The following is a 22,874-nucleotide window of genomic DNA, read 5'->3' on the forward strand; positions in this document are numbered from 1 at the left end:
TCACCTGGTCCCTGCGACGGCGTTCGTCTCGTTGAGCTCATCGACTTCGCGCAGGCCCGAGACGGGGGCGGCGGCCTTGCGCCGGCCGGTGCGGAAGCGGTGGTCGATGTAGTTGACGAGGTGGGTCAGCGGGACGGTGACCACGAGGTAGAAGAGGCCCGCGAGCACGAGCGGGGACAGGTTGCCCGACAGCACGGCGGCGTCCTGGCCGACGCGGAACAGCTCGCGCTCGGAGACGAGCAGGCCGAGGAAGTACACGAGGCTGGAGTCCTTGACGATGGCGATGAACTGGTTCACCAGCGCGGGAAGCACCCGGCGGATGCCCTGCGGGACGACTACGAGCAGCATCGCCCGGCCGTAGCTCATGCCCAGCGCCCGGCAGGCCTCGAGCTGGCCCTTGTCCACAGCCTGGATGCCGGCGCGGAAGATCTCGCCGATGTACGCGCTCGCGATGAGGGACAGCGCGAAGATGCCCAGCGGGTACGGGCTCGGGCCGAAGACCTGCTGGCTGAACCGGGCGAAGCCCTGCCCGATCAGCAGGATGGTCACGATGGCCGGCAGGCCGCGGAACAGGTCGGTGTAGATGCGGGCCGGCCAGCGCAGCCAGGCCAGGGGCGAGATGCCCATGATGGCCAGGACCATGCCGATCGCGGTGCCGATCAGGGTCGCGGCGATCGAGATCACGAGCGTGTTGGCCAGGCCGACCTGCAGCAGCTGGGGGAAGACCTCGGCCATGGCTTCGAAGTCCAGGAAGGTCTTGGCGAGGTTGTCGAAAAGGTCCATGTCAGACTCTCAGTCGTCAGGGGCGGGAGGGCGGCGGGGGCCCGGTCGGGCACCCCGCCGCGCTGGACGCCGTCGGGCTTACTGCTCCGAGGCGGGCAGGTACTGCTTGGGCATCGGCGAGCCCGGGAACCACTTCTCGTAGAGGCGCTTCCACGTCCCGTCGGCCATGGCCTCCTTGACGGCCTTGTCGAGGGCCGCCTTCAGCTCCGGCTTGCCCTTTGCGATGGCGAAGCCGGCCGGGGCGTCGAAGGAGGGGATGTCCGCGGCGCTGACGAAGGGGTACTTGGTCGCGTACTCCTTGTAGGCCTCGTAGTCGAGGAAGTGGGCGTCCACGGTCCCGCCGTTGAGGGCTGAGACGGCGGCGTTGTTGTCCGGGAAGCGCACGAGGCTCGCGCTGGCGAAGTTCTTCACCGCGTACTGCTCCTGCAGCGTGCCCTGCACGACGCCGAGGCGCTTGCCGCTCAGGCCCTGCTCGTTCGTGATGCCCGACTCCTTGGTGGTCATCACGGTCAGGTAGCCGGCGAGGTAGCCCTCTGAGAAGTCCACGGTCTGCTTGCGCTTCTCGGTGATGCCGATGGCCGCGACGCCGACGTCGAACTGGCCGTTAGCGACCGCCGGGAGGATGGCCGCGAAGTCCTGGCCGGTGAAGACCACGTTGTCCACGCCGACGCGGTGTGCGACGTCCTTGAAGAACTCCACGTCGAAGCCGGTGAAGTTGCCGGACGCGTCCGTGTAGGTGTACGGCTTGGCATCGCCCATGCTGGCCACGCGGAACTGGCCGGGGGTGATGAGCTTGTAGGGGTTGTCCGCGGAGGAGGAGGCAGTCGAGTTCCCCCCGCAGGCCGACATGAACAGAGCGAGCGAGGCCGCCGCGGCTGCAGCAGCGGTGCGGATGAAGGTGCGACGTTCCATCTGATTCCGTTTCGGTGTCGTGAGACCGGTCTCTTTTCCTGTGCTTGAGACCGGTCTCAAAATTGGGATAATGTGACTGTACTCACGTTGCAGCGTGAGCGTCAACCCAACCGGCGGAGGATTTCACGATGACGGACGACGGCGGACGGCGGGGCCGCGAGGCCACGGTCGCCGATGTGGCGCGCGAGGCAGGAGTCTCCAAGGCGCAGGCCGCGCGGGCGCTGGGGGGCTACGGGTCCGTCAGCGAGCAGGTGCTCTCCCTCGTGCTCGAGGCCGCCGACCGCCTGGGCTACCGGCCGAACCTCCTGGCCAAGAGCATGACCAGCGGGAGGTCCACCTCCATCGGGGTCGTGGTGGGCGACATCGAGAACCCCCACTTCGGGCTGGCCCTGCGCGGTATCTCGGACGTGATGCGCAAGGCCGGCTACAGCGTGGTGCTGGCCAACACCGGCGAGGAGCTCGAGGCGGAGGTCGAGGCTGTCGAGCTGCTGCAGGAGCAGCGGGTCGCGGGCCTGATCGTCGCGCCGTGCTCGAGCACCGAGACTGCGCACCTCAAGTCAGTCCTCGACAGCCGGCGCCCGCTCGTGCTCTTCGACCGCCGCGTCCGGACCCTCGAGGTCCCGTCCGTGATGGTCGACTTCCGGGACGCGGCGCTCCAGGTCGGGCGCCTGCTGCTCGGGGCCGGACACTCCAGGATCGGCTACGTCTCAAGCCTCAAGTCCCCCCAGCCGTACGCCCGCGGGGCGGAGCTCGGGATCTCCCCCGTGTCCGAGCGCATCGAGGGGATCGAGAGGGCCTTCGACGAGGCGGGTGAATCGTGGGACCGGACGCTCGTGAAGCTCAACGCGACCTCGGACGAGGCCATCGCCGCGGCCACCGCGGAGCTGCTGGAGGCACCCGAGCCGGCGACCGCCGTCGTCTGCTCGGACAGCCTCATCGCCATGGAGGTGCTGCGCCAGCTCAGGCGGCGGGGCCTGCGGATCCCGCAGGACATCTCCGTCGTGGCGTACGACGGCTTCCCCTGGACGGAGCTTGTGGAGCCCCCGCTGACGGTCGTGGCGCAGCCGGTGTACGACATGGGCCAGGAGGCCGCCCGCTGGCTGCTCGCGCAGCTGCGGGGCGAGGCGCCGCAGCCCGGGCCGAGCCTGGCCGCCGACCTCGTGGAGCGGCGGTCGGTGGGCCGGGCGCCGTCGGCCGTTCCGCTGAACCGAAGCGAGCCCTCCTCAGTGGGTTGAACCCTCCCCCACCGGGCAACAGTCCTCCATCAATCTACCGGTCCCACATTCACCGGCCTCCGATTCACCGGAGACGCCGGATGGCGAAAGGACTCATCGTGAAGCGGCGAACCCTGGTCCACGAGCACAAGCTCGAGTGGCTCCAGGAGCAGGCAGAGGACGATGCTGGCCCACGCGACGGGCAGCCCCGCCCCACGGGCAGGGACGCCCGGAAGGTCCCCGCACGCAGCTGAGCGCCGCCGCCCGAGGCGGGCACGCGCCGTCTTGCCCGACCCCCTCGCTACGCCCCCGCAGCCGTGAGCCGCTCCCCCAGCGTGCGCATGGCCTCGCGCAGTTCCGGCGGCTCGAGCACGGTCACCGGCCAGCCGAGCCGGACCACGTGGTACGCGACGTAGTCGAGGTCGTCCGCCCCCGCGGTGAGGATCGCGCCGTCGTCCCCGTCCGGCTCGACGACGGCCATCGTCGAGGGGACGCGCTCGGCCACCTCGTGCGCCGGCGCGTGGATGCGCACCTTCGCGACGAACTGGTACGGCGCCTGCGTGATCGAGGCCTGGACGTAGGCGACGGCGTCGGGCGCGTCGCGCGGCTGGAACCGCCAGCCCGTCCCGCGGGCCGCGGCCATGCGGTCCAGCCGGAAGGTCCGCCAGTCCTCGCGGTCCAGGTCCCACGCCATGAGGTACCAGCGCCGGGCCGCGGCCACGAGTCGGTAGGGCTCCACTCGCCGCTCCGAGCGCTCCCCGCCTGACTTCGTGTAGTCGAAGGTCGCCCGCTCGGGCGTGCGGATCGCGCGGGCGAGCGCCACGAGGACGTCCGCGTCGACGGCCGTGACGGGGCTGTCGAGGCTCACGGTCGCGTCGATGACGCCCTTGACCTCGGCGCGCAGCCGCGACGGGAGCACCTGGTCGAGCTTCGCGAGCGAGCGCACGGCCGCCTCGCCGAGCCCCGCGACCGTCCCGCCCGCGGCGAGCCGCAGGCTCACGGCCACGGCGACGGCCTCCTCGTCGTCGAGCAGGAGCGGCGGCAGCGCCTTGCCCGCCCCGAGCTGGTAGCCGCCGCCCGTGCCGTGCTCGGCGCGGACCGGATAGCCGAGCTCGCGCAGCCGCTCGACGTCGCGGCGGATGCTCCGGGTCGTGACCCCGAGCCGCTCGGCGAGCTCGGCGCCGGTCCACACGGGCCGCGACTGGAGGAGGCTGAGCAGGGTCAGGACCCGCTGCGTCGTGTCTGGCATGGCTCCATCATGGCCCCGGCAGCGGACCGATGCTGTCCTCTTCGCGCGGGATGCTGGATGCGTGAGCACGAACAGGGTTGTCCACAGGGGAGTCCACGTCGCGAGCGGGAGGCAGGGGCGTCTCACTGGGGTCGAGGACCGCAGGGCACATCACTGGTCGGGGGGAACGGGAGAGGACATGCGCACGGTCATCACAGGGGACGTCTGGATCGGCCCGGAATACACGGTCGGAGTCGGGCGCACGACGGCGCCGGGTCAGGGCACGCTCGCCACGTTGCCTGGGGTGCGGCTCACCGTCGCGCAGGAGGAGGCCCTCGAGGAGGCGGTCGACCGGGCGATGGAGGTCGCCGACCTCGACCTCCGCGTCGAACCGCCGCGCGGGACGCCCGCCGAGGATGCCGAGCCCCGGAGCGAGGCGAGGGGCCTCTGGGGGGCCGTCGCCGCCGTCGTCCGCTCGCGACTCACGCGTTCCCAGCGCGACCGGGCCTGGGACGCGCGGATCGAGGAGCGCCGGGACGCCGTGCGGCGCGAGCTGCTCCTGCGCCAGGCGCGCCTCTGGTAGGCGCGCCAGGGGCGAAGCGCCTGACCGCTCAGGCGCGCGTGAGCAGGAGGCTCACGTTGTGCCCGCCGAAGCCGAACGAGTTGGAAACCGCGGCCTCGACGCGCAGCTCGCGCGGCGACCCGGCGACGACATCGAGCTCGACCTCCGGGTCGAGCTCCTCGAGGTTGCGCGTGGCGGGGATGACGCCGGTCTCGATGGTGCGGGCCGTGAGGATCGCCTCGACCGCGCCGGCCGCCCCGACGAGGTGGCCGAGGGCCCCCTTGGGCGCGGTCACGGCCACGTCGCCGCCGAGCGCCTCGCGGACCGCGAGTGCCTCGCTCACGTCGCCGACCTGGGTGCCGGTCGCGTGCGCGTTGACGTGCTGGACGTCCCCCGCGGCGAGCCCGGCCTTGCCGAGGGCCTTGCGGATCGCCTTGACCTGGCCCGCGCCCTCGGGGTCGGTGCCGGTGATGTGGAAGGCGTCCGCCGTGACGCCGTAGCCGGCGAGGACCGCGCGGGCCCTCGCCCCGCGGGCGCGGGCGTGCTCGGCGCGCTCGAGGACCACGACGCCGGCGCCCTCGCCGAGCACGAAGCCCGTGCGGTGCGCGTCGAAGGGCCGGGAGGCCTTCTCAGGGTCGCCGGCGTCCTTGGACAGCGCGCCGATCTGGGCGAAGCCGGCGATGGTCAGGGGGGTGATGGCGGCCTCGGCGCCGCCGGCGATGACGATGTCCGCCTCGTCGCACTCGATGAGCCGGGCCGCCTGGACGATCGCCTCGGCGCCCGAGGCGCACGCCGAGGCGGGGGCCGAGGCGCCCGCGCGGGCGCCGTACTCGATGCTGAGCTGCGCGGCGGCGGCGTTGGCCATGAGCATCGGGACGGTCCTCGGCGAGACGCGCCGCGCGCCCGAGCGCTCGAGCACGTCGTCCTGGGCGAGGAGCGTCTGAACGCCGCCGATGCCAGTGCCGATCACGACGGCGAGCCGGTCGCCGTCGACCTCGGGGGCGCCGGCGTCCTGCCACGCCTCGCGGGCCGCGACGACGGCGGCCTGCTGGCTGCGGTCGAGGCGCCGGGCGTGCGCGGGTGTCAGCGCGGTCTCGGGCTCGACGGCGAGCGTGCCCGCAATGCGCACGGGGAGGGAGCCGTCGAAGCCGGGGATCCCGGCGCCGTCGAGGCTGCGGACCCCGGAGCGCAGGGCGAGCATGGCGTCCCAGAGCTCGGGGACGGTGCCGCCGAGCGGCGTGGTCGCGCCCATTCCGGTGATCACAATCTCGGTGTGCCCCACGTGTCCCCCTCAACGCCCTGCGAAAACAGTTGTATGCGATACAAGAAGCTTGCTTGTACAGCATACAACTTTGCCGAACTTTAGACTTCATCTATGGCCAGGGCACGCATGACTCAGTCTCGGGACGCGTCCCGCTCGCGGGGAGCGCACACCCGCGAGCGCATCGTCCGCGCGGCGGCGGCCCTCTTCGCCGCCCGGCCCGCGGACTCCGTCACGGTCGGCGAGATCGCCGGCGCGGCCGGGGTGTTCCCGAACCAGATCACGTACCACTTCGGCTCGAAGGACTCCCTCTTCGTGCACGCGGCCTTCCTGCTCCTCCTCCGGGACGCCGGCCGGATCGAGGGCGCAGGCTCGCGGATGTCCTCGGCGCCCGCGTTCCGCCGCGCGATCGCCCGGACCGTGCTCGTCACGCCGTCTCTGCCCGTCGTCATCAGCGCCCTCGCACTCGCCCGCGCCAAGCCCCAGCTCGGCCCCGTGGTCAAGGGCCACCTGAGCCTGCTGTTCCGGATGTCCGAGCGCTACCTCGAGCGCATGCTCGAGCGGCGTGGCTGGCGGATCGACCGCACCGCGCGCCAGGAGGTCAAGACCTTCTGGTCCGCCGCCTTCGGCGCGATCCTCATCGCCGAGTCCGGCTACCCCGGGACGCAGGCGGACCTCGACCTCGCGGGCACGCTCACGATCCGGGACCAGGCCGCCGGCCGCGACAAGGCGTGAGTCCCGCGGGCGGGTAGGCTCGTCGCGTGGCCTCCGCCACCGAAAGCCCGCTGGCCGCGGACTTGACCCGTCCAGCATGCTCTCGGGATTCGTCCAGCCTGTCCGCGTAGCATCGAGGGCTGACTTGTCCCCCGAATCCCCTACGGTCATGGCTCAGACTCCTCGCACCCCCTCCGCCAGTCACACTCTGCCCCGCCGCCCGAACCCGCTCGCAGCCCTCCCGCCCCGCGCCCGCCGGCTGCTGATCGCGGCGGCGGGGGGCGCCGTCGTCCTCGCCGCGGTCCTCGCGCTCGTCCTGACGACGCTCGCCCCGCAGCCCTCCCCCGCGCCCAACGCCGCCGAGACGGCTGCCCCGGCCGAGCCCGCGGACCCCTACCGCCCCGTCTTCCACAACACCCCGCCCGAGGCCTGGATGAACGACCCGCAGCGGCCGCTCCTCGTCGACGGCGTGTGGCAGGCCTACTACCTGTTCAATGCGGACCACCCGCACGGGAACGGCACTTCGTGGCGGCGCATGTCGAGCACGGACCTCGTCCACTGGAAGGACGAGGGCGTCGCGATCGAGAAGTTCCAGAACGGGCTCGGGGACATCGAGACAGGCACGGCCTTCATCGATGAGGAGGGCGCGGCGGGCTTCGGGCGGGGCGCCGTCGTCGCGATCCTGACCCAGCAGCACGACGGCGTGCAGCGGCAGTCGCTCTTCGGCTCGACGGACGGCGGGAAGTCGTTCCGCAGCGACCCCGCCAACCCGATCATGGAGAACCCCGGCCAACACGACTGGCGCGACCCGCGCGTCCTCCGCGACGAGGCCCGCGGGCAGTGGGTCATGGCCCTGGCGGAGGGCCCCAAGATCGGCTTCTACACCTCCACCGACCTGCGCTCGTGGACCTACGCCTCGGGCTTCGAGTCGCCGGGCCTCGGCACGCTCGAGTGCCCGGACCTCTTCGAGCTGACCCTCGACGGCGACCCGCAGCGGCCGCGTTGGGTCCTCATGGCGGGCGCGAACGGAGCCGCCGAGGGCCGCACGACGGGGACCGCGTACTGGGTCGGGCAGTGGGACGGCCGGCAGTTCGTCCCGGACCAGGCCCAGCCCTCGCACCGCTGGGCCGACGACGGCCCGGACTTCTACGCGGCCCTCACGTGGGCCGACCCGCACGCCGCGGACCAGCGCGCATCGCGCTACCTCATGGGCTGGATGAACAACTGGGCCTACGCGCGCAACGTGCCCACGGGCACGTGGATGGGCGCGGATTCAGTGGTGCGCACGGTGCGTCTCGTGACGGACGACGGCGGGCCGCGGCTCGCGTCCGAGCCGATCGCCGCGCTCGGGGAGGCCGAGAGCGGGGAGGCGTCCCCCGGGCCGCGCACCCTGTCACCGGGGTCCCCCGGATCCCCCGAGTCGGCGTTCGAGGCCGACCAGCCCGGCGGCGGGGCATTCGTCCTCGACGCCGAGCTCGCACGCGGCCAGGGCGCGAGCGAGGCCCGGATCCAGCTCCTCGCCGGGGACGAGCCGTACGCGACCGTCGGCTACGACTTCGCCCGCGGCCAGGCCTTCGTGGCCCGGGACGACGCGTTCGCCCGGGGCGCCTCCGGGCTCTTCGGGGAGGCCGCGGGCGCGGCTGCGGCAGGCACCCCCAGGGAGGCCTCGCTCGAGGCGTACCGGGCCCCGCGGACGTCCCCGGGGACGCCCGGCGCTCAGGCCGTGCGGCTGCGGGTGTACGTGGACCGCTCCTCGGTCGAGGTGTTCGTCGACGGCGGGCGGAGCACCCTCACGGCCCTGACGTTCCCGCCGGCGGGCGAGCGCTCGCTGCGGGTCGAGGCCGTCGGGGGCGCCGTGAAGCTGGACACATTTCGCCTAGCAGCGATGGGCTGACGGCGCCTCCCGCGCGTCATATTTCTTTACTTGACACATTCGCTCTGACTTGGCATCGCGCGCGTAGATGAATTTGTGCAAGCGCTTACGCAATCTGTCAAAGGCCGGTTGAGAGGCCCTTCCAGGCTTTCCTAGGCTTGGAGCTGCGGCCCTCCCTCGGGCCGCACAGCCGCCCGCGTTCCGACCGGTGCGCGGGCCACTGGGCACGACGTCGTCCTGAGGACGAACGCGTCCCAGGACAGCGGTGTGCCCGCCGAACATGGTCCCCTGACAGAACCACTGAAAGAGCACACCATGCTGAATCTCCAGCAGCCTCCGCGGCCCACGGGCCGCCGGCGGCGGCGCGTCGCCGCCGCGACGGCCCTCGTCACGGCCGCGGTCCTCACCGCCGCCCCCGCCGCGCTCGCGAACATCCCGGCCGACCCGCCGTCGTCCGAGATGCCTGCCCCCACGCCCGGCTTCGCCCTGCCGACCGAGCACTCGCAGCAGGCGTTCGACCCGGCCGCGAACTTCACGTCCAAGTGGACCCGCGCCGACGCCCGCCAGATCATGGCGCAGAGCGACCCGAACGTCGCCCCGGGCGAGAACTCGATGAGCCCGGACGTCACGATGCCGGAGATCCCCGAGGACTTCCCGGCGATGAACGACGACGTGTGGGTCTGGGACACCTGGTCCCTCACGGACGAGCACGCGAACCAGATCAGCTACAAGGGGTTCGACGTCATCTTCTCGCTCGTGGCGGACCGCCACGCTGGCTACGGCTTCGACCAGCGCCACTGGAACGCGCGCATCGGCTTCTTCTACCGCAAGACGAACGCGGACCCGGCCAAGGACAAGTGGAACTACGGCGGGCACCTGTTCGTCGACGGCTCCTCGATCGGCAACACCGAGTGGTCCGGCTCGACCCGCCTCATGCAGGGCAACCACGTGAACGTCTTCTACACCGCGACGACGTTCTACGACGTGGCCGAGCGCAACGCGGGCGGCGGCGGGATCGCCCCCGACGCGGCGATCGCCAAGGCCCTCGGCAACATCCACGCCGACCAGGACCGCGTGTGGTTCGACGGCTTCGAGCACACCAAGCTGCTCGAGCCGGACGGCGAGATGTACCAGACCAGGGAGCAGAACCCCGGCTTCGCGTTCCGCGACCCGTACACGTTCGAGGACCCGGCGCACCCGGGCAAGACCTTCATGGTCTTCGAGGGCAACACCGGCGGCAACCGCGGCGAGTACCGCTGCACCGAGGAGGACCTGGGCTACCGTCCGGGCGACCCGCATGCCGAGACCGCCGAGCAGGTCAACTCGACGACCGGCGCCTACTACCAGACCGCCAACGTCGGCCTCGCCGTGGCGGACAACAAGGACCTGACCAAGTGGTCGTTCCTGCCGCCGATCCTCTCGGCCAACTGCGTCAACGACCAGACTGAGCGTCCCCAGATCTTCATCCAGAACGAGGACGGCAAGAACAAGTACTACCTGTACACGATCTCGCACCAGTTCACCTACTCGGACGGCATGCGCGGCCCTGACGGCGTCTACGGCTTCGTGGGCGACGGCATCCGCTCCGACTTCCAGCCCGTGAACGGCTCGGGCCTCGCCCTCGGCTCGCCGACGGACCTGAACCTGCCGGCCAACAACCCGAGCGGGACCATCTCGTCCCAGCAGAACGGCCGCCAGTTCCAGGCCTACTCGCACTACGTGCAGCCCAACGGCCTCGTGCAGTCGTTCATCGACAACGTCAACGGCGTGCGCGGCGGCTCCCTGTCCCCGACCGTGAAGATCAACTTCAAGGGCGGCGTGACCCAGGTGGACCGCAGCTTCGGCCAGAACGGGCTCGGCCCGTACGGCTACCTGCCGACCAACCTCAAGGTCGGCGGCGAGGGCCTGTACAAGTAGCAGGCTCCTGGGCGCCCGGCCCCTCGCCGGGCCCCACCCAGACCGTCCGCCACACCTCGGCGGACCACACCCCAGAGGCCCGGACGGCGACCCCGTCCGGGCCTCTGCCCATCTCCACACGCTGAGGGGTCATAGCCCCCACGTTGAATGGCCACATCACGTCCTAGGGCTCTCCGGCCAACCAACTCCGGGGATCTGGCCACTCAACCTGCGGGGCGCCCGCCTGCACGATGGCACTTAGGCCGCCGCTCGCCGTCGTCTGCCAAAACCTTGTGGCACCACCCCGAACCCTTGACTTGTCCGCTGGACAATTCCTAGCGTGCAACCCGGGTGACAACGTTGTCACCATCGCGCAGAGAAGGGCGGAATCTATGGCACGGCGAGGCGGCCGAGCACGTCAGGAATCGACAGGCGGGGCATCAGAGCAGGGAACCGAGGGAACGCAGGGGCATCGGCCGAACCCCCGACGCCGGGCCGCGAGCCTCGGCGCGGCGGCCGCGCTGCTCGCCGCGGCCCTCGCCGGGGCACCGGCAGAGGCGGGCGAGCTCGGCACCGAGCCATACCGCCCCGCCTACCACTACACGCCCCAGCAGAACTGGATGAACGATCCCAACGGCCTCGTCTACCACAACGGCACGTACCACCTCTACTACCAGCACAACCCGCTCGGGAACACGTGGGGCAACATGTCCTGGGGCCACGCGACCTCGACGGACCTCATGCACTGGACCGAGCAGCCGCTCGCGCTGAGCTTCGACGACCAGGAGGACGTCTTCTCGGGCTCGGTCGTCATGGACGAGGCGAACGCCTCCGGCTTCGGCACCCCCGACAACCCGCCGCTCGTCGCCATCTACACGAGCGCGTACAAGCCCGGCTCCCCGCTCGCGGGGCGGCAGGCGCAGTCGCTCGCCTACAGCACCGACGGCGGCACGACGTGGACCAAGTACGCCGGCAACCCCGTCCTCGACCGCGGCTCCGCGAACTTCCGCGACCCCAAGGTGATCCGCTACGAGGGGCCAGGCGGGAGCTACTGGGTCATGGCTGCCGTCGAGGCCCAGGAGCACAAGGTGCTCTTCTACCGCTCCGACAACCTCGTCGACTGGACGCCGCTGAGCGAGTTCGGCCCGGCGAACGCGGCAGGCGGTCAGTGGGAGTGCCCGGACCTGTTCCCGCTCGCGGTCGACGGCGACCCCGCGAACCTCAAGTGGGTGCTCGTGGTCAACATCAACCCCGGCGCGGTCGCGGGCGGCTCGGGCGGCCAGTACTTCGTGGGCAGCTTCGACGGCACCACGTTCACCTCGGAGTCGACGCGGCCCGCGGACGCCCTGCCCGAGGGGCAGCGGCTGTGGGGGTTCGACGGCGGGACGTACGAGGGCTGGACCGTCGCCAACGAGCCGGGCAACTGGAAGGACGGGCCCTTCGCCTCGGCGCCGGCCGCCGGCACGCTGCCCGGGCAGAACGCCGTCTCGGGCTTCGTCGGCGCGGGCCTGGTCAACTCCTTCAACGACTTTGACTGGCCCCTCGGGCGCATGGAGTCCCCGCAGTTCACGGTGGACCAGCCGTACCTGAACTTCCTCGTCGGCGGCGGGCAGCACCCGCGCGTCTCGGACAAGCTCGACAACACCCCGCCCGCGGGCCAGCTGCTCTTCGACGGCTTCGAATCCGGCACGCTCGCGGCCGGCGGCTGGTCCGGCACCGGGGACCTCGCCGCCGCCGAGCAGCCCGTCGACCGCGGCGGGGACTACTACCTTGGCTCCTGGCGCGTGAACACCTTCGAGGCTCCCACCGGGGCCGGCGACCATCGGCACGGAACCCTGACATCGCCGTCGTTCGCGATCACGCACCGCAACCTCGCGATGCTCATCGGCGGCGGCCGGCGCGACACCGCGAGCGGGCAGGTGCTCGAGGTCCAGCTGCTCGTGGACGGGCAGGTCGTGCGGCGCGCGGCGGGCGAGGAGGCCGGCGCGCTGAACTGGAAGGGCTGGGACGTCGCGGAGTTCGCGGGCCGGCAGGCCCAGCTGCGGGTCGTGGACCAGGCGACGGGCGGCTGGGGGCACCTCACGCTCGACCACGTCGTCCTCACCGACGAGGCCGTCGTGCCACGCTCCGACGAGACCACGGTGAACCTCGTCGTCGACGGCCAGGTGGTCCGGACCGCGACCGGCGCGAACAGCGAGGCGCTCGACTGGGCCAGCTGGGACGTGCGCGAGTTCGCCGGGCGGCAGGCGAGCCTGCGGATCGTAGACAACAACCGCTTCGGCTGGGGGCACGTCCTCGCCGACGAGTTCCGGCTCGGCCCCGCCCCCGCCACGCCGCGCTTGCAGCAGTACGACTGGCTCGACTGGGGCCGCGACTACTACGCCGCCGTCTCGTTCAACCACGCCCCCGACGGCCGCAGGGTCATGCTCGGCTGGATGAACAACTGGGACTACGCCAACCAGATCCCGACGCATCCGTGGCGCAGCGCAATGGCCCTGCCGCGCGAGGTCGCGCTCGAGAGCACGCCCGCGGGCCCGAAGCTCGTCCAGCGACCGGTCGCCGAGGCCGCGGCGCTGGGCGCGAGCCCAAGCCACAAGCTCGCCCGCACGGACGTGACGGGCACCCGCGAGCTACCCTCGACGGCGCACGGGCAGGTGCAGCGGCTCGACGTCGTGCTCAAGCCGGGGAGCGCGGAGCGCACGGGCGTGACCGTGCACTCCGACGGCGCGACCGGCACGGTCGTGGGCTACGACCGCGGGACCGGACGCGTGTTCGTGGACCGGCGGACGTCGGGCGACGTCGGGTTCTCGCCGCTGTTCCCCTCGTTCGAGTCGGTCCCGGTCCAGCTCGCGGCGGACGGCACCCTCGAGCTGAGCATCTACCTCGACCGTTCCTCCGTGGAGGTCTTCGCGCAGGGCGGCCGGGCCACGATCACGGACCAGGTCTTCCCGGCGGCGGGGGCGAACCGCGTCTCGCTCTTCGCCGAGGGCGGCACGGCGCAGGTCGTGTCCTTCAAGGCGACGCCGCTGGCCTCGTCGATGTTCGGCGCGGGCGGCGCGTCGCGCTACCAGGGGCGGCCCGCCGTCGAGCGCTGACGGCACCCCCGCTGAGTGGCCACCTCGTGCCCGTTGACTGGCCACTTCGTGCAGGCGGGGCGGACGACGGCGGCGCGCGGCCGCCGTCGTCCGCTTCCGTTGGGTGGCCACTCAAGGGGTGGGAAGTGACCCCTCAACGAGTCGGATCAGGAGTCGCGCTGTTTACGAGCGGCTTCCAGTGTCACAATCGAATTCTTGAGGTGCCATTCAATTTCGGCGAGATAGCCATCCTCGTCGCGGGCTGCGATGAAATCGCGAAGACGCCTGTGCTGTTCCAGAATGGTTTCCTTGCGCTCAAAAACGTGCTGGAACTGCCGCACGCAGAGAAGTGTTTCAGCGGCGAGCGTCGAGAACATTCTCTCCAGCCGTGAGCTGCCGGTCGCCTGCACGATTGTCTGGTGGAATTTCAAGTCCGCCGTGGCAACGTCATGCCATTTGTCGTTCTCCAAGGCCTGGAACATGCGATCCAGAACGGCATCAAGCTTCGCGGTCAGCTCGGTCGTGTCACGTCGGAGCACGAGCCGCCCCGCTTCCCGCTCGATGGCATTGCGGGCCGCATAGACGTCCTCGATATCCTCTGGCCCGAGCTCCACCACCGATGTACCACGGTTGCGCGTACTGACGAGCAGCCCTTCCTGGACCAGCCGCTGAACCGCCTCACGGACCGGACCGCGGCTGATGTCCAGTTGAGCGGCCAACTGGACCTCATTGATGCTCGTTGATGGCGGGAACGTCCCATCGAGGATCCGGTCGCGCAAATACTCGGCAATAAGGTCGGCGGTCACTTTCCGCTGAAACGTGACAGGACCGTTGACGAGACTCATGGGCGTTCTCCCCTTTCGCTCTCCAGTATGCCGGTGATCCATGGAGGACCCCGACACGGCTACGCGGGCCCCGCAGTCGAGGTGGTCCCTCAGGATAGGCCACCCCGGACCTCCATCTGGTGAGCCAGACGGAGGTCCGGGGCGCCTGCCCTGCGTTCAGACGCCGAGCAGGGCGGGCAGTCCGGACAGGTCCGGCAGCTCGTCATACGGCTGGTAGAAGTCGCTGCCCTTGCGGTTGTAGCGGTTGATCCAGACCCGCCGAATGCCGTACTTCTTGGTCGGCATGATGTCGTACTCCCAGCCCTGGGCGGCGTGGGTGATCTGGTCCAGTTCCTGGGGCAGCACGCTGAAGAGGTACTCGAACGCGCGATCCCGCGGCTTGTAGGCGCCGGCCTGCTCGGCCGTCACGACATAGTCGAATTCCACCCCGATATTCGCCACGTGGTACGGAATCAGATCGTTGTCGCTGTTGGTGATGATCGCAATCTCGTAGCCACCGGCCTTCAACCGCTCGAGGGCCTCGGGAACCTCCGGGAACGCGGGGAACTTCTTCGCCTCCTCCATGAGCTGCTCGTGGTCTTCGTCCTTGAAGGGCACTCCGTGCAGGAGCATGCACGTCTCGAGGGTCTGCTTCACGATGTCGGTGTAGCGCTGGTACGGGTTCGCCACGCCCTGGAAGCGCATGACGCGCAGGTTGTCCAGGAATTCCTCGTGGTCGACGCCGACCATGTCCAGGCGGTCTTTGATGATCGGCAGGGTGGCCCGGTTGAGGTCGAAGTCAACCAGGGTTCGGTAGCAGTCGAAGGTGACAACGGGTTTGGTAGTCATGCTTGCTTTCTTTCGTATTCGATGGGGAATGGGTAGGGAACAGGGTTTTGTGGCCGGGCTACGCGGCGGGAAGGAGCACCGAGTTGGCCGGGTCCCACGCGACGATGGCGCGGTCCCCGGGATGGAAGTGGTCCCTAGAGGCGTGCAGAGGCACTCTCGCGTTGATCACCAAGCCTGAGGCAGTTGCGAGCAGGCATTTCCGCGCTTGCCCGAGGTAGACGCACTCGGTGACTGTTGCCTCAAGCGTGTTGAGGGATTCCGGGAGCCCGACCGATTGGGATGCGGGTACGACCGTCAGGTCTTCTGGGCGGATGACGACGGCGGCCGCGGAATCCTCGGCGACCGAGCCATAGGCGCCCTGGGTAGAGAGGCGATGGCCTTCGTGGGCCAACGCCCCCTTCCCGTAGCTGCCTTTGATGACGGTGGACTCGCCAACGAAGTCCGCGACGAAAAGGGACGCAGGGCGCTCATAGAGGTCTTCGGCCGTGCCCAGCTGTTCGATCCGTCCGTCGTTGTAGATCGCGATCCGGTCGCTCATGGCCAGAGCCTCCTCCTGGTCGTGAGTGACGTAGACGACCGTCGCACCGAGCTCGCGGCAGATTCGTGTGATTTCGACCTGCATGGCTCCCCGGAGCTTCTTGTCGAGGGCGCCGAGGGGCTCGTCCATGAGCAGGAGCCGGGGCTTGAAGACGAAGGCACGAGCCAGGGCCACGCGCTGCTGCTGGCCGCCCGAGAGTTCAGACGGCTTGCGCTTGGCGTAGGGCGTGAGCTGCACCAGCTCCAACGCGCCCGCCACAAGGCTTTCCCGCTCGGCGCGGGGAATCTTCCTCACCCTCAGCGGGTAGCCGACGTTCTCCTCGATCGTCATGTGCGGGAACAGGGCGTACTGCTGGAAGACCATGCCGATTCCCCGCCGGTGCGGCGGGACGCCGGAGAGTTCCTTGCCGTCGAGGGCAATGGACCCCTCGTCCGGATCGAGGAATCCCGCCACAAGATTCAGCGTGGTGGTCTTCCCCGACCCAGAGGGTCCGAGCATGGTCAGGAATTCGCCGGGCCTGACGTCGATGGAGACTGATTCAACCCCGCGGCTGTTCCCGTAGGACTTCCGCACGTGGGAGATGCGCAGCTCCCCGCCAGTGGCGGTCATGGCAACGGGATGTGTGAGCTGTGTCTGGGTCATGGTTTCAGGGCCTTCCTGCGCGTGCCGATCAGTAGTGCGCACATGATCAGGACGATGGTGACGAGCATGACGATGGTCGCGGCAACGGCCAGTGTTGGGGACAGTTCGGTCTGCACCTGGTCCCACATGACCACCGGGAGGGTTTTGATGGTGGGGCCGGTGAGGAAGATGGAGAGGATCAGCTCATCCCAGCTCATGATGAAGGCGAACAAGGCTCCCGTGAGCAGGCCAGGCGCGATCAGAGGCAAGGTGATGTGCCGGAAGGTGTACGCCTTCGAAGCGCCAAGACTGGCCGATGCATCCTCCAGTCGGCTGTCCAGGCCTTTGAGCGCTGTGGACAGCGAGAGGTAGACCAGCGGATAGGCGATCACTGTGTGGGCGAGGACCAGTCCGCCGACGGAGCCGAGGATCTTCCAGTCGCTGTAGACGAAGTACAGTCCGACGGCCAGCACCACGATGGGCATGATGATGGGGCTGAGGATGAGCACCTGGATCGGGGACTTGCCGCGGAAGCGACCTCGGATCATGGCCAGGGCCGTTCCCAGGCCCAGGATGACCGAGCACACCACGGTAAGAGATGCCACCTCAAGGCTGCGCAGCGCCGCGGAGCTCCAGAGCGGATCGGTGAAGAACACCTCGTACCAATGCAGGCTGAAGCCCTCGGGCGGGAATTTGAGCAGGGCGCTCGAGGAGAACGACATGGGGATGACGACCAGGGTGGGCATGATCAGCAGGATGCCGACGACCACCCCAAAGGCTTTCAGCCCCCAGGGGATGTTCTTGGTCATGGACGGCCTCCCGTGACGATGTCCTTGAAGCTCACGGCCCTGGTCCCCACGAAGAGAATCACGAGGGTCAGCACGAGCAGGACAATGCCGATGGCACTGCCCGTGCCGAATTGGATCTGCTGCTCTACCTGATTGACCACGAGTTCGGAGAGCATCGAGTCCTTGGGGGATCCCAGAAGCGCCGGTGTCACGTAGTAGCCCAAAGACATGACGAACACGATCAGGAATCCTGAGAGCACGCCGGGCAAGGTCAGCGGCAAGAACACGGTCCGGAAGGCGGTGGAGGGTGTTGCTCCCAGTGTCCGGGCCGCCGGGACCAGATCCGGCGGGATCCGCAGCATGGAGGAGTAGATCGGGAAGACCAGGAACGGCAGGAGCGAATGCGTCATACCGATGGTGACCCCCAAGGTGTTGCGCATCAGCTGCAGGGGTTCGTGGATGAGTCCCATGTTCAGCAGTGCCGAGTTGATGATTCCCGTCTCCTGCAGCCACACAGTCCAGGCATAGGTCCGGACCAGCAGGCTGGTGAAGAACGGCAGCAGGACGAGGACCATCAACACGGCCGCCATCGCCTTCGGGGCGGCATACATGATGTAGGCGTAGGGGTAGGCGATGAGGAGCGCAACCGTCGCTACGAAGAACGCCGTGACGAACGTCGTGACCAGAGACCTCGAATAGACCGGATCGGTGACGAAGATGGCGAAATTCTGCGGGCCCGGGTCCGTGAGCGCGCGTACGGCCGTCTGCACGAACGGGAGGATGAAGAGCAGTGCCATGAACGCCAGTCCCGGCCAGATCATGGCACCCCATGGCGACCGAGCCGGAGACCGTCTGGACGGCGCTGGGGAGGATTGTGCCGGTGGAGCCACTTCTTGGATCATGCCGAGGTCACCCACTTCTGCCACCGCGAACTGACATCCCCACGGTTGGCATTGAGCCATTCATTGTTGGGATTGATTCCGATGTCGAGATAGCTCGTCGGAAGGTGCTCCTTCATGTTCTTGTCCACGAGCGCCAGGGACTCCTGATTCGTGGGGCCGTAGGGGATGTACTGGGAGAGTTTGGCGTTGTTCTCAGCGGCGAGCATGTATGCGGCCAGCTTCGCGGCGTACTCGGCATTTGCGCCCCGCGGAACCACCAGGGTGTCTGCCTGGATGAAATGCTGGTTCCACTGGATGGCGATCGGGGCGCCGGATTTCTGCAGGTTGTACACGCGCCCGTTCCACACTTGGGCCATGGACACTTCCCCATCCGCCAGCAGCTGGGCGGACTGGGCCCCGGTGGTCCAGAAGATCGTCTGGTGGCGGATGGTGTCGAGTTTCGCGAAGGCCCGCTTGAAGTCGAGCGGGTAGAGATCCTGAGGCGCCACGCCGTCGGCGATCAGGGCGATTTCCAGAACGGACCCGCTGGATGAGTTCCGCAACGCCCGCTTTCCGGGGAACTTGTCGAGATCGAAGAAGTCGGCCCAACTCTGTGGGCCTGCACCCTTGAAGCGGTCCGTGCGGTAGGCCATGACGTTGGAGAAGATCGTGTGCCCGACCACGCACTCGTGGACGTACTGCGGAAGCAGCTGGCCTGTGGGGAGATCCAGGCCGGCCCAGGCCTCCAGGACCGCCCGGTCGCTGCCGTACCCGAAGTCGCCGGTGGCTGTCATCAGGTCCCACTGAACATTGCCGCTGGTGACCATGGCCTTCAGCTTCGCGTAGTTCTTGGGTACGTCTTCCACCAGCCGAAGCCGAGGATTCTGCTGCTGGAAGGGCGTGAGCCACGCCTTTCGCTGCGCGGCTTGGTACTCGCCGCCGTCGGACACGAAAACAACGGCGTTCTCGCGCTGGGTTCCGAGTGCGGCGCATCCCGAGAGCGCGAGGGCGCTCACACCTGCCAGCCCAGCAGCCTTGAGCAGGCTGCGGCGGCTGAGGTTGCGTTCTAGGGGTGGGGGGATCCGGGACATGGACCCGTGACTGGTCATGATGGTTCGTCACCTCAAATCGTCTGGGTGCGGTGGGTTTGTGGGACGCGCGTCATTGCGCGGACTCATGATGGGGAGGCCGGCAGCTCAGGTAAGAACCGGTCCTTCCGCATGGAACTTCTGGAGGAAGCCAAGGTCCACAGGCGAGGGTTCGCCGAGGACCAGGCTGGCTCCGATTTCGCCGATCGCCGGGCACATCTTGAAGCCATGGCCGGAGAAACCCGTGAGGACGATGATGTTGTCCGTCCCGGGATGGGCGCCGATCCATTCTCGGCGCGAGTCTGTGTAGGTTTCGAGGTAGGTCTCGGTGCGCATCGGGTGGGGATCAAGGCCCGGAAGGTAGCGGGAGATGGTCTCCTGAAAAGGCGCCATTTCATCGGGACGCACGACCCGCTCCACCTCGTCGGGGTCATCCACTTCAAGGTGGGACGAATAGCCGAGGCCGATTTTCATCGCCGTATAGTCCGCGGTGGGAATTCCATAGCAATATGTCGGCTCTGTCCGGATGAAAGGAAGGATCCCGGGCACATAGTTGGGTTCAAGCGCAAAATGCCAACTGGAGATCAGCCTCCTAGTCTCGACGATTCCGCGGAAGTCCGGCAGGAGTTTCGCCGTCCATCCGCCTGCGCTCACAACGACACGGTCGAAATGGTGCTCGCCCTGGGCCGTCGTCACGACTGCCCCGCTAGGCGTTCCGCTGACCGAGGTCACTGTGGTGTCAGTGATGAGGCTGGCGCCGCGCGCCTGGGCGAGCCTGGCGGCGGTCGACACCGTGAGCTCGGGACGGACGAAGCCGCTCTTGACATCCAGGATTGCCAGGTCGCCGTCGTCGACCCGGTACTGCGGGAAACGGGAGGCCAAGGCATCCGCTTCCAAGACTTCATAGTCAATGCCCGTTTCCTCGGCACTGCGCAGCGCTGTCTGCATCTGCTCATGCAGCGGTGATCCCATCACGAGGGTTCCCGTCAGGGTTCGCAGCTCTCGGCCGGATTCGTCTTGGAGCTCGTCCCAGATGCGATCCGCCCGCGCGACGACCGGGCTATAGCCGGGCTCTTCCAGCTCAATATTGCGGAATAGCCTATTCTCCCCGCCGGCGGCCCCGCGGGAGTGGCCCGGGGCGTACGTTTCGAACCCGGTCACGTCGACGCCGCGCTTGGCCAACTGCCACAGGACTTGAGCACCCATCGTGCCAACTCCGACCACGGCCACTTTCATCCGCGCCATTGCGCCACTCCTCGTCAGGTCGATCCATGCGGCGCATCACAACGCCGTGTGCCTGCCATCACACTAGCCCTGCTCAAAATAAAGTGTCAACAGTTTTCACTTTTATATTCGACTTATCGTGGGCATGCTGACGCCCCTGCGCCGTGGCGGGCGCAGGGGCCTGGGGGCTCGGGGGCGGGGCATGAGCTGCCAGGCGCAGGCGCAGCTGGCGGGGGCGCCGCCCGGAAGCCCCCTCGAGGAGTTCGGGTGGGTCAGGCCGGCAGGATCTCTCCGGAGCCGCGCGGGATGAGGGTGGAGGGCACGACGATCCGCTCGGGGCGGGACCGCTGGCCGTCGAGGCGGGCGAGGACCCGCTCGGCCGCAAGCCGACCGATCTGCTCCGGGTGCTGGGCCACGACCGTCACGCCTGGGTCGAGCAGGTCGGCGAGCTCGAAGTCGTCGAAGCCCACAAGGGCCACGCGGTGCTGGAGGCCGAGCTCTTTGAGCGCCCGCAGCACCCCGAGGGTCACGAGGATCTGCGCGGCGAAGATGGCCGTGGGCGGCTCGGAGCCCGTGAGCAGCCGGGTGGCCGCCTCCTGCGCTGCGCGCGGGTCGTGGAGCTCCTCGACCGTGAGGGTCTGCCCGGTGATGCCGGCGCGCGCCGCCTCCTCGGTGAAGCCGCGGCGCCGCTCGCGCGCGGTCTGGATCGTGCTGAGATCGCCGAGGTAGGCGATGCGCCGGTGCCCGTGCGCGATCAGGTGGGCAGCGGCCGCCGCCGCGCCCTCACGGTTGTCCGAGGTGACGCAGTCCGCGGCGAGGCCCACGGGCTCGCGGTCGACGAAGACGACGGGCAGTTCGTGCTCGAGCTCCGAGATGAGGTAGGACTGCTCCGGGGCCGCGGGGGTCACGATGAGCCCGTCGACGCGCCGCTGCAGGAGCGCGGCCACGACCGGCTGCTCGCGCTCGGGGTCGTCGTCCACGCTCGAGGCGAAGACCGCGATGCCCCGCGGTGCCATGGCGTCCTCGACCGCGCGGTGAATCTCGCCGCTGAACTGGTTCGCCACCGAGGGCAGCACGAGCCCGAGCGTCCGCGTGCGCCGGTCGGAGCGGCGCAGGTTCCCCGCGTTCACGTCGAGCTGGTACCTGAGCTGCTCCGCGGCCCGCAGCACTTGGGCGCGCGTCGCCTCGGCCACGCCGGGCTCGTTGTTCATCACGCGGGAGACCGTCTTGATGCCCACTCCCGCCAGCGCGGCCACGTGCTTCATCGTGGGCCGCCCGGGTTTCGACCCGGTGTAACGATTAGACATCGTTGTCACTTTTGTTCCTTCTCGCCGTCGAGATTCCTTGACCCACCTGTGTGATCTGCACTACAACACTATCTTGACAACGTTGTCAGGCCAACGGCCCATCCTCGTCAGGAGATTCAATGCAGCATTTCCCGAGCTCCACCCGGCCCCACCAGCGCTGGCTCGCAGCGGCAGCGCTCTCCGTCTCGGCCGTGATGGCCCTCAGCGCGTGCGGCGGGTCCTCCAGCTCCTCCTCGGGCGGTGGAGGGTCCAAGGAGGTCGGCGTCTCGCTCATCGTCAAAACCACCACCAACCCGTTCTTCGTCTCGATGCAGGAGGGCGCGCAGAAGGCCGCGCAGGCCGGCGGCATCGACCTCACGCTCGCCGCGGGCAAGGCCGACGGCGACGAGGACACCCAGATCCAGGCCATCGAGAACGCCATCTCCAAGGGCGACAAGGGCATCCTCATCACCCCGAACGGGCCCGCTGTCGTCGACGCCCTCCAGAAGGCGCGCGACGCCGGCCTCTTCACCATCGCCCTCGACACGCCACCGGAGCCCGCGAGCGCCGTCGACATCACCTTCGCGACCGACAACTTCGCCGCGGGCAAGGCCATCGGCGAGTGGACCGCGGCCCAGCTCGACGGCAAGAAGGCCGTCATCGCGCTCGTCGACCTCTTCGACGACAAGGTCGTCTCGGTGGACTACAACCGCGACCAGGGCTTCCTCACGGGCCTCGGCATCGACGTCGCGGACAAGACGAAGAATGGCGACGAGGCGAAGACCGGCACCTACAAGGGCGGCAAGGGCGGCGAGTACACGATCGTCGGCAACGAGGCCTCGGAGGGCGCCGAGGACGGCGGCCGCACCGCCATGGAGACGCTCCTGTCGCAGAACCCGGACATCAACGTCGTCTACACGATCAACGAGCCGGCCGCGGCCGGCGCCTACGAGGCGCTCAAGGCCGCGGGCAAGGAGAAGGGTGTCTTGATCGTCTCGGTCGACGGCGGGTGCGCCGGCGTGGCGAACGTCAAGGCCGCCGTCATCGGCGCGACGGCCCAGCAGTACCCGGTGAAGATGGCCGAGCTGGGCGTCCAGGCCATCGTGGACTACGCCAAGAGCGGCACCAAGCCGACCACCTCGTCGGGCCTCGACTTCTACGACACGGGGGTGAAGCTCGTGACCGACACCCCGGCCGCCGGCGTCGAGAGCATCGACACCGCCGCCGCCTCGCAGATCTGCTGGGGGAAGTGAGCCGC

General features: G+C 69.0%; 20 protein-coding genes. 8 read left to right on the forward strand and 12 right to left on the reverse strand.

Translation table 11 applies throughout. The annotated features are described in order from the left end of the window. Both ACUYMY_RS16825 and ACUYMY_RS16830 read right to left on the reverse strand, forming a co-directional pair. Positions 1-783 (reverse strand): amino acid ABC transporter permease, encoded by a 783-nt coding sequence (locus ACUYMY_RS16825; protein ID WP_481704663.1) that lies wholly within the window; start codon positions 781-783, stop codon positions 1-3. 78 nt (positions 784-861) lie between these two features. Beyond that, positions 862-1,695, reverse strand: coding sequence for an ABC transporter substrate-binding protein (locus tag ACUYMY_RS16830; RefSeq protein WP_481704664.1), 834 nt, complete (start codon positions 1,693-1,695; stop codon positions 862-864). 128 nt (positions 1,696-1,823) lie between these two features. Between ACUYMY_RS16830 and ACUYMY_RS16835 the strand changes: the two genes are divergently transcribed. Together ACUYMY_RS16835 and ACUYMY_RS16840 are read left to right on the forward strand one after the other, a co-directional pair. Further along, positions 1,824-2,930, forward strand: coding sequence for a LacI family DNA-binding transcriptional regulator (locus ACUYMY_RS16835; RefSeq protein ID WP_481704665.1), 1,107 nt, complete (start codon positions 1,824-1,826; stop codon positions 2,928-2,930). A gap of 98 nt (positions 2,931-3,028) precedes the next feature. After that, positions 3,029-3,163, forward strand: coding sequence for a hypothetical protein (locus tag ACUYMY_RS16840; RefSeq protein WP_481704666.1), 135 nt, complete (start codon positions 3,029-3,031; stop codon positions 3,161-3,163). A gap of 47 nt (positions 3,164-3,210) precedes the next feature. Here ACUYMY_RS16840 and ACUYMY_RS16845 read toward each other — a convergent pair whose 3' ends face one another. Continuing rightward, positions 3,211-4,158: a helix-turn-helix transcriptional regulator gene (locus ACUYMY_RS16845; RefSeq protein WP_481704667.1), complete on the reverse strand. Its 948-nt coding sequence runs from the start codon at positions 4,156-4,158 to the stop codon at positions 3,211-3,213. A gap of 178 nt (positions 4,159-4,336) precedes the next feature. Between ACUYMY_RS16845 and ACUYMY_RS16850 the strand changes: the two genes are divergently transcribed. Then, positions 4,337-4,720 carry a hypothetical protein gene (locus ACUYMY_RS16850; protein WP_481704668.1) on the forward strand — a complete coding sequence of 128 codons (384 nt, stop codon included), beginning with the start codon at positions 4,337-4,339 and terminating at the stop codon, positions 4,718-4,720. A 28-nt stretch (positions 4,721-4,748) separates the two neighbouring features. Here ACUYMY_RS16850 and ACUYMY_RS16855 read toward each other — a convergent pair whose 3' ends face one another. After that, a complete protein-coding gene (locus tag ACUYMY_RS16855; RefSeq protein WP_481704669.1) occupies positions 4,749-5,981 on the reverse strand; it encodes a beta-ketoacyl-[acyl-carrier-protein] synthase family protein in 1,233 nt (410 codons plus the stop codon). 93 nt (positions 5,982-6,074) lie between these two features. Here ACUYMY_RS16855 and ACUYMY_RS16860 point away from each other — a divergent pair, with 93 nt between their 5' ends. The 4 genes from ACUYMY_RS16860 (at position 6,075) to ACUYMY_RS16875 (ending at position 13,538) form a co-directional block, all read left to right on the forward strand. Further along, a complete protein-coding gene (locus ACUYMY_RS16860; RefSeq protein ID WP_481704670.1) occupies positions 6,075-6,695 on the forward strand; it encodes a TetR/AcrR family transcriptional regulator in 621 nt (206 codons plus the stop codon). A gap of 148 nt (positions 6,696-6,843) precedes the next feature. Continuing rightward, positions 6,844-8,568 carry a glycoside hydrolase family 32 protein gene (locus ACUYMY_RS16865; protein WP_481704671.1) on the forward strand — a complete coding sequence of 575 codons (1,725 nt, stop codon included), beginning with the start codon at positions 6,844-6,846 and terminating at the stop codon, positions 8,566-8,568. Between the two features lie 294 nt (positions 8,569-8,862). After that, a complete protein-coding gene (locus ACUYMY_RS16870; RefSeq protein WP_481704672.1) occupies positions 8,863-10,464 on the forward strand; it encodes a glycoside hydrolase family 68 protein in 1,602 nt (533 codons plus the stop codon). A gap of 371 nt (positions 10,465-10,835) precedes the next feature. Then, entirely contained in the window at positions 10,836-13,538 is a 2,703-nt protein-coding gene (locus tag ACUYMY_RS16875; protein ID WP_481704673.1) for a GH32 C-terminal domain-containing protein, read from the forward strand. Between the two features lie 146 nt (positions 13,539-13,684). On the opposite strand, the gene ACUYMY_RS16880 is transcribed toward ACUYMY_RS16875, so the two are convergent. From ACUYMY_RS16880 to ACUYMY_RS16915, 8 genes are all read right to left on the reverse strand, one after another. After that, the gene (locus tag ACUYMY_RS16880) at positions 13,685-14,362 is read right to left on the reverse strand and encodes a GntR family transcriptional regulator (protein WP_481704674.1); all 678 of its coding nucleotides are present in this window, start codon (positions 14,360-14,362) and stop codon (positions 13,685-13,687) included. Positions 14,363-14,518: 156 nt separating this feature from the next. Next, positions 14,519-15,190: a haloacid dehalogenase type II gene (locus ACUYMY_RS16885; protein ID WP_481704675.1), complete on the reverse strand. Its 672-nt coding sequence runs from the start codon at positions 15,188-15,190 to the stop codon at positions 14,519-14,521. A 58-nt stretch (positions 15,191-15,248) separates the two neighbouring features. Then, a complete protein-coding gene (locus ACUYMY_RS16890; RefSeq protein WP_481704676.1) occupies positions 15,249-16,370 on the reverse strand; it encodes an ABC transporter ATP-binding protein in 1,122 nt (373 codons plus the stop codon). Then, the gene (locus ACUYMY_RS16895; RefSeq protein ID WP_481704677.1) at positions 16,367-17,158 is read right to left on the reverse strand and encodes an ABC transporter permease; all 792 of its coding nucleotides are present in this window, start codon (positions 17,156-17,158) and stop codon (positions 16,367-16,369) included. Before ACUYMY_RS16895 ends, ACUYMY_RS16890 begins: the two co-directional genes overlap by 4 nt. After that, on the reverse strand, positions 17,155-17,958 hold the full coding sequence (locus ACUYMY_RS16900) for an ABC transporter permease (RefSeq protein ID WP_481704678.1): 804 nt from the start codon (positions 17,956-17,958) through the stop codon (positions 17,155-17,157). The genes ACUYMY_RS16895 and ACUYMY_RS16900 overlap by 4 nt, the downstream gene beginning before the upstream one ends. Positions 17,959-18,035: 77 nt before the next feature. Then, positions 18,036-19,109, reverse strand: coding sequence for an ABC transporter substrate-binding protein (locus ACUYMY_RS16905; RefSeq protein WP_481704679.1), 1,074 nt, complete (start codon positions 19,107-19,109; stop codon positions 18,036-18,038). 105 nt (positions 19,110-19,214) lie between these two features. After that, a complete protein-coding gene (solA, locus tag ACUYMY_RS16910; RefSeq protein ID WP_481704680.1) occupies positions 19,215-20,351 on the reverse strand; it encodes an N-methyl-L-tryptophan oxidase in 1,137 nt (378 codons plus the stop codon). A gap of 251 nt (positions 20,352-20,602) precedes the next feature. Then, on the reverse strand, positions 20,603-21,637 hold the full coding sequence (locus tag ACUYMY_RS16915) for a LacI family DNA-binding transcriptional regulator (RefSeq protein ID WP_481704681.1): 1,035 nt from the start codon (positions 21,635-21,637) through the stop codon (positions 20,603-20,605). A 119-nt stretch (positions 21,638-21,756) separates the two neighbouring features. On the opposite strand from ACUYMY_RS16915, the gene ACUYMY_RS16920 reads away from it, so the two are divergent. Beyond that, positions 21,757-22,869, forward strand: coding sequence for a substrate-binding domain-containing protein (locus ACUYMY_RS16920; RefSeq protein ID WP_481704682.1), 1,113 nt, complete (start codon positions 21,757-21,759; stop codon positions 22,867-22,869). The last annotated feature ends 5 nt before the right edge of the window (positions 22,870-22,874 follow it).

The organism is Sinomonas sp. T428B, from assembly GCF_056780155.1.

What these genes read in the sequence shown, in the direction of transcription:
- ACUYMY_RS16870 (WP_481704672.1), top strand. Translation starts at nt 8,863, where the DNA reads ATGCTGAATCTCCAGCAGCCTCCGCGGCCCACGGGCCGCCGGCGGCGG.
- ACUYMY_RS16895 (WP_481704677.1), bottom strand. Translation starts at nt 17,158, where the DNA reads ATGACCAAGAACATCCCCTGGGGGCTGAAAGCCTTTGGGGTGGTCGTC.
- ACUYMY_RS16880 (WP_481704674.1), bottom strand. Translation starts at nt 14,362, where the DNA reads ATGAGTCTCGTCAACGGTCCTGTCACGTTTCAGCGGAAAGTGACCGCC.
- ACUYMY_RS16875 (WP_481704673.1), top strand. Translation starts at nt 10,836, where the DNA reads ATGGCACGGCGAGGCGGCCGAGCACGTCAGGAATCGACAGGCGGGGCA.
- ACUYMY_RS16860 (WP_481704670.1), top strand. Translation starts at nt 6,075, where the DNA reads ATGGCCAGGGCACGCATGACTCAGTCTCGGGACGCGTCCCGCTCGCGG.
- ACUYMY_RS16865 (WP_481704671.1), top strand. Translation starts at nt 6,844, where the DNA reads ATGGCTCAGACTCCTCGCACCCCCTCCGCCAGTCACACTCTGCCCCGC.
- ACUYMY_RS16900 (WP_481704678.1), bottom strand. Translation starts at nt 17,958, where the DNA reads ATGATCTGGCCGGGACTGGCGTTCATGGCACTGCTCTTCATCCTCCCG.
- ACUYMY_RS16920 (WP_481704682.1), top strand. Translation starts at nt 21,757, where the DNA reads ATGCAGCATTTCCCGAGCTCCACCCGGCCCCACCAGCGCTGGCTCGCA.
- solA (WP_481704680.1), bottom strand. Translation starts at nt 20,351, where the DNA reads ATGGCGCGGATGAAAGTGGCCGTGGTCGGAGTTGGCACGATGGGTGCT.
- ACUYMY_RS16845 (WP_481704667.1), bottom strand. Translation starts at nt 4,158, where the DNA reads ATGCCAGACACGACGCAGCGGGTCCTGACCCTGCTCAGCCTCCTCCAG.
- ACUYMY_RS16905 (WP_481704679.1), bottom strand. Translation starts at nt 19,109, where the DNA reads ATGTCCCGGATCCCCCCACCCCTAGAACGCAACCTCAGCCGCCGCAGC.
- ACUYMY_RS16850 (WP_481704668.1), top strand. Translation starts at nt 4,337, where the DNA reads ATGCGCACGGTCATCACAGGGGACGTCTGGATCGGCCCGGAATACACG.
- ACUYMY_RS16825 (WP_481704663.1), bottom strand. Translation starts at nt 783, where the DNA reads ATGGACCTTTTCGACAACCTCGCCAAGACCTTCCTGGACTTCGAAGCC.
- ACUYMY_RS16830 (WP_481704664.1), bottom strand. Translation starts at nt 1,695, where the DNA reads ATGGAACGTCGCACCTTCATCCGCACCGCTGCTGCAGCCGCGGCGGCC.
- ACUYMY_RS16835 (WP_481704665.1), top strand. Translation starts at nt 1,824, where the DNA reads ATGACGGACGACGGCGGACGGCGGGGCCGCGAGGCCACGGTCGCCGAT.
- ACUYMY_RS16890 (WP_481704676.1), bottom strand. Translation starts at nt 16,370, where the DNA reads ATGACCCAGACACAGCTCACACATCCCGTTGCCATGACCGCCACTGGC.
- ACUYMY_RS16885 (WP_481704675.1), bottom strand. Translation starts at nt 15,190, where the DNA reads ATGACTACCAAACCCGTTGTCACCTTCGACTGCTACCGAACCCTGGTT.
- ACUYMY_RS16915 (WP_481704681.1), bottom strand. Translation starts at nt 21,637, where the DNA reads ATGTCTAATCGTTACACCGGGTCGAAACCCGGGCGGCCCACGATGAAG.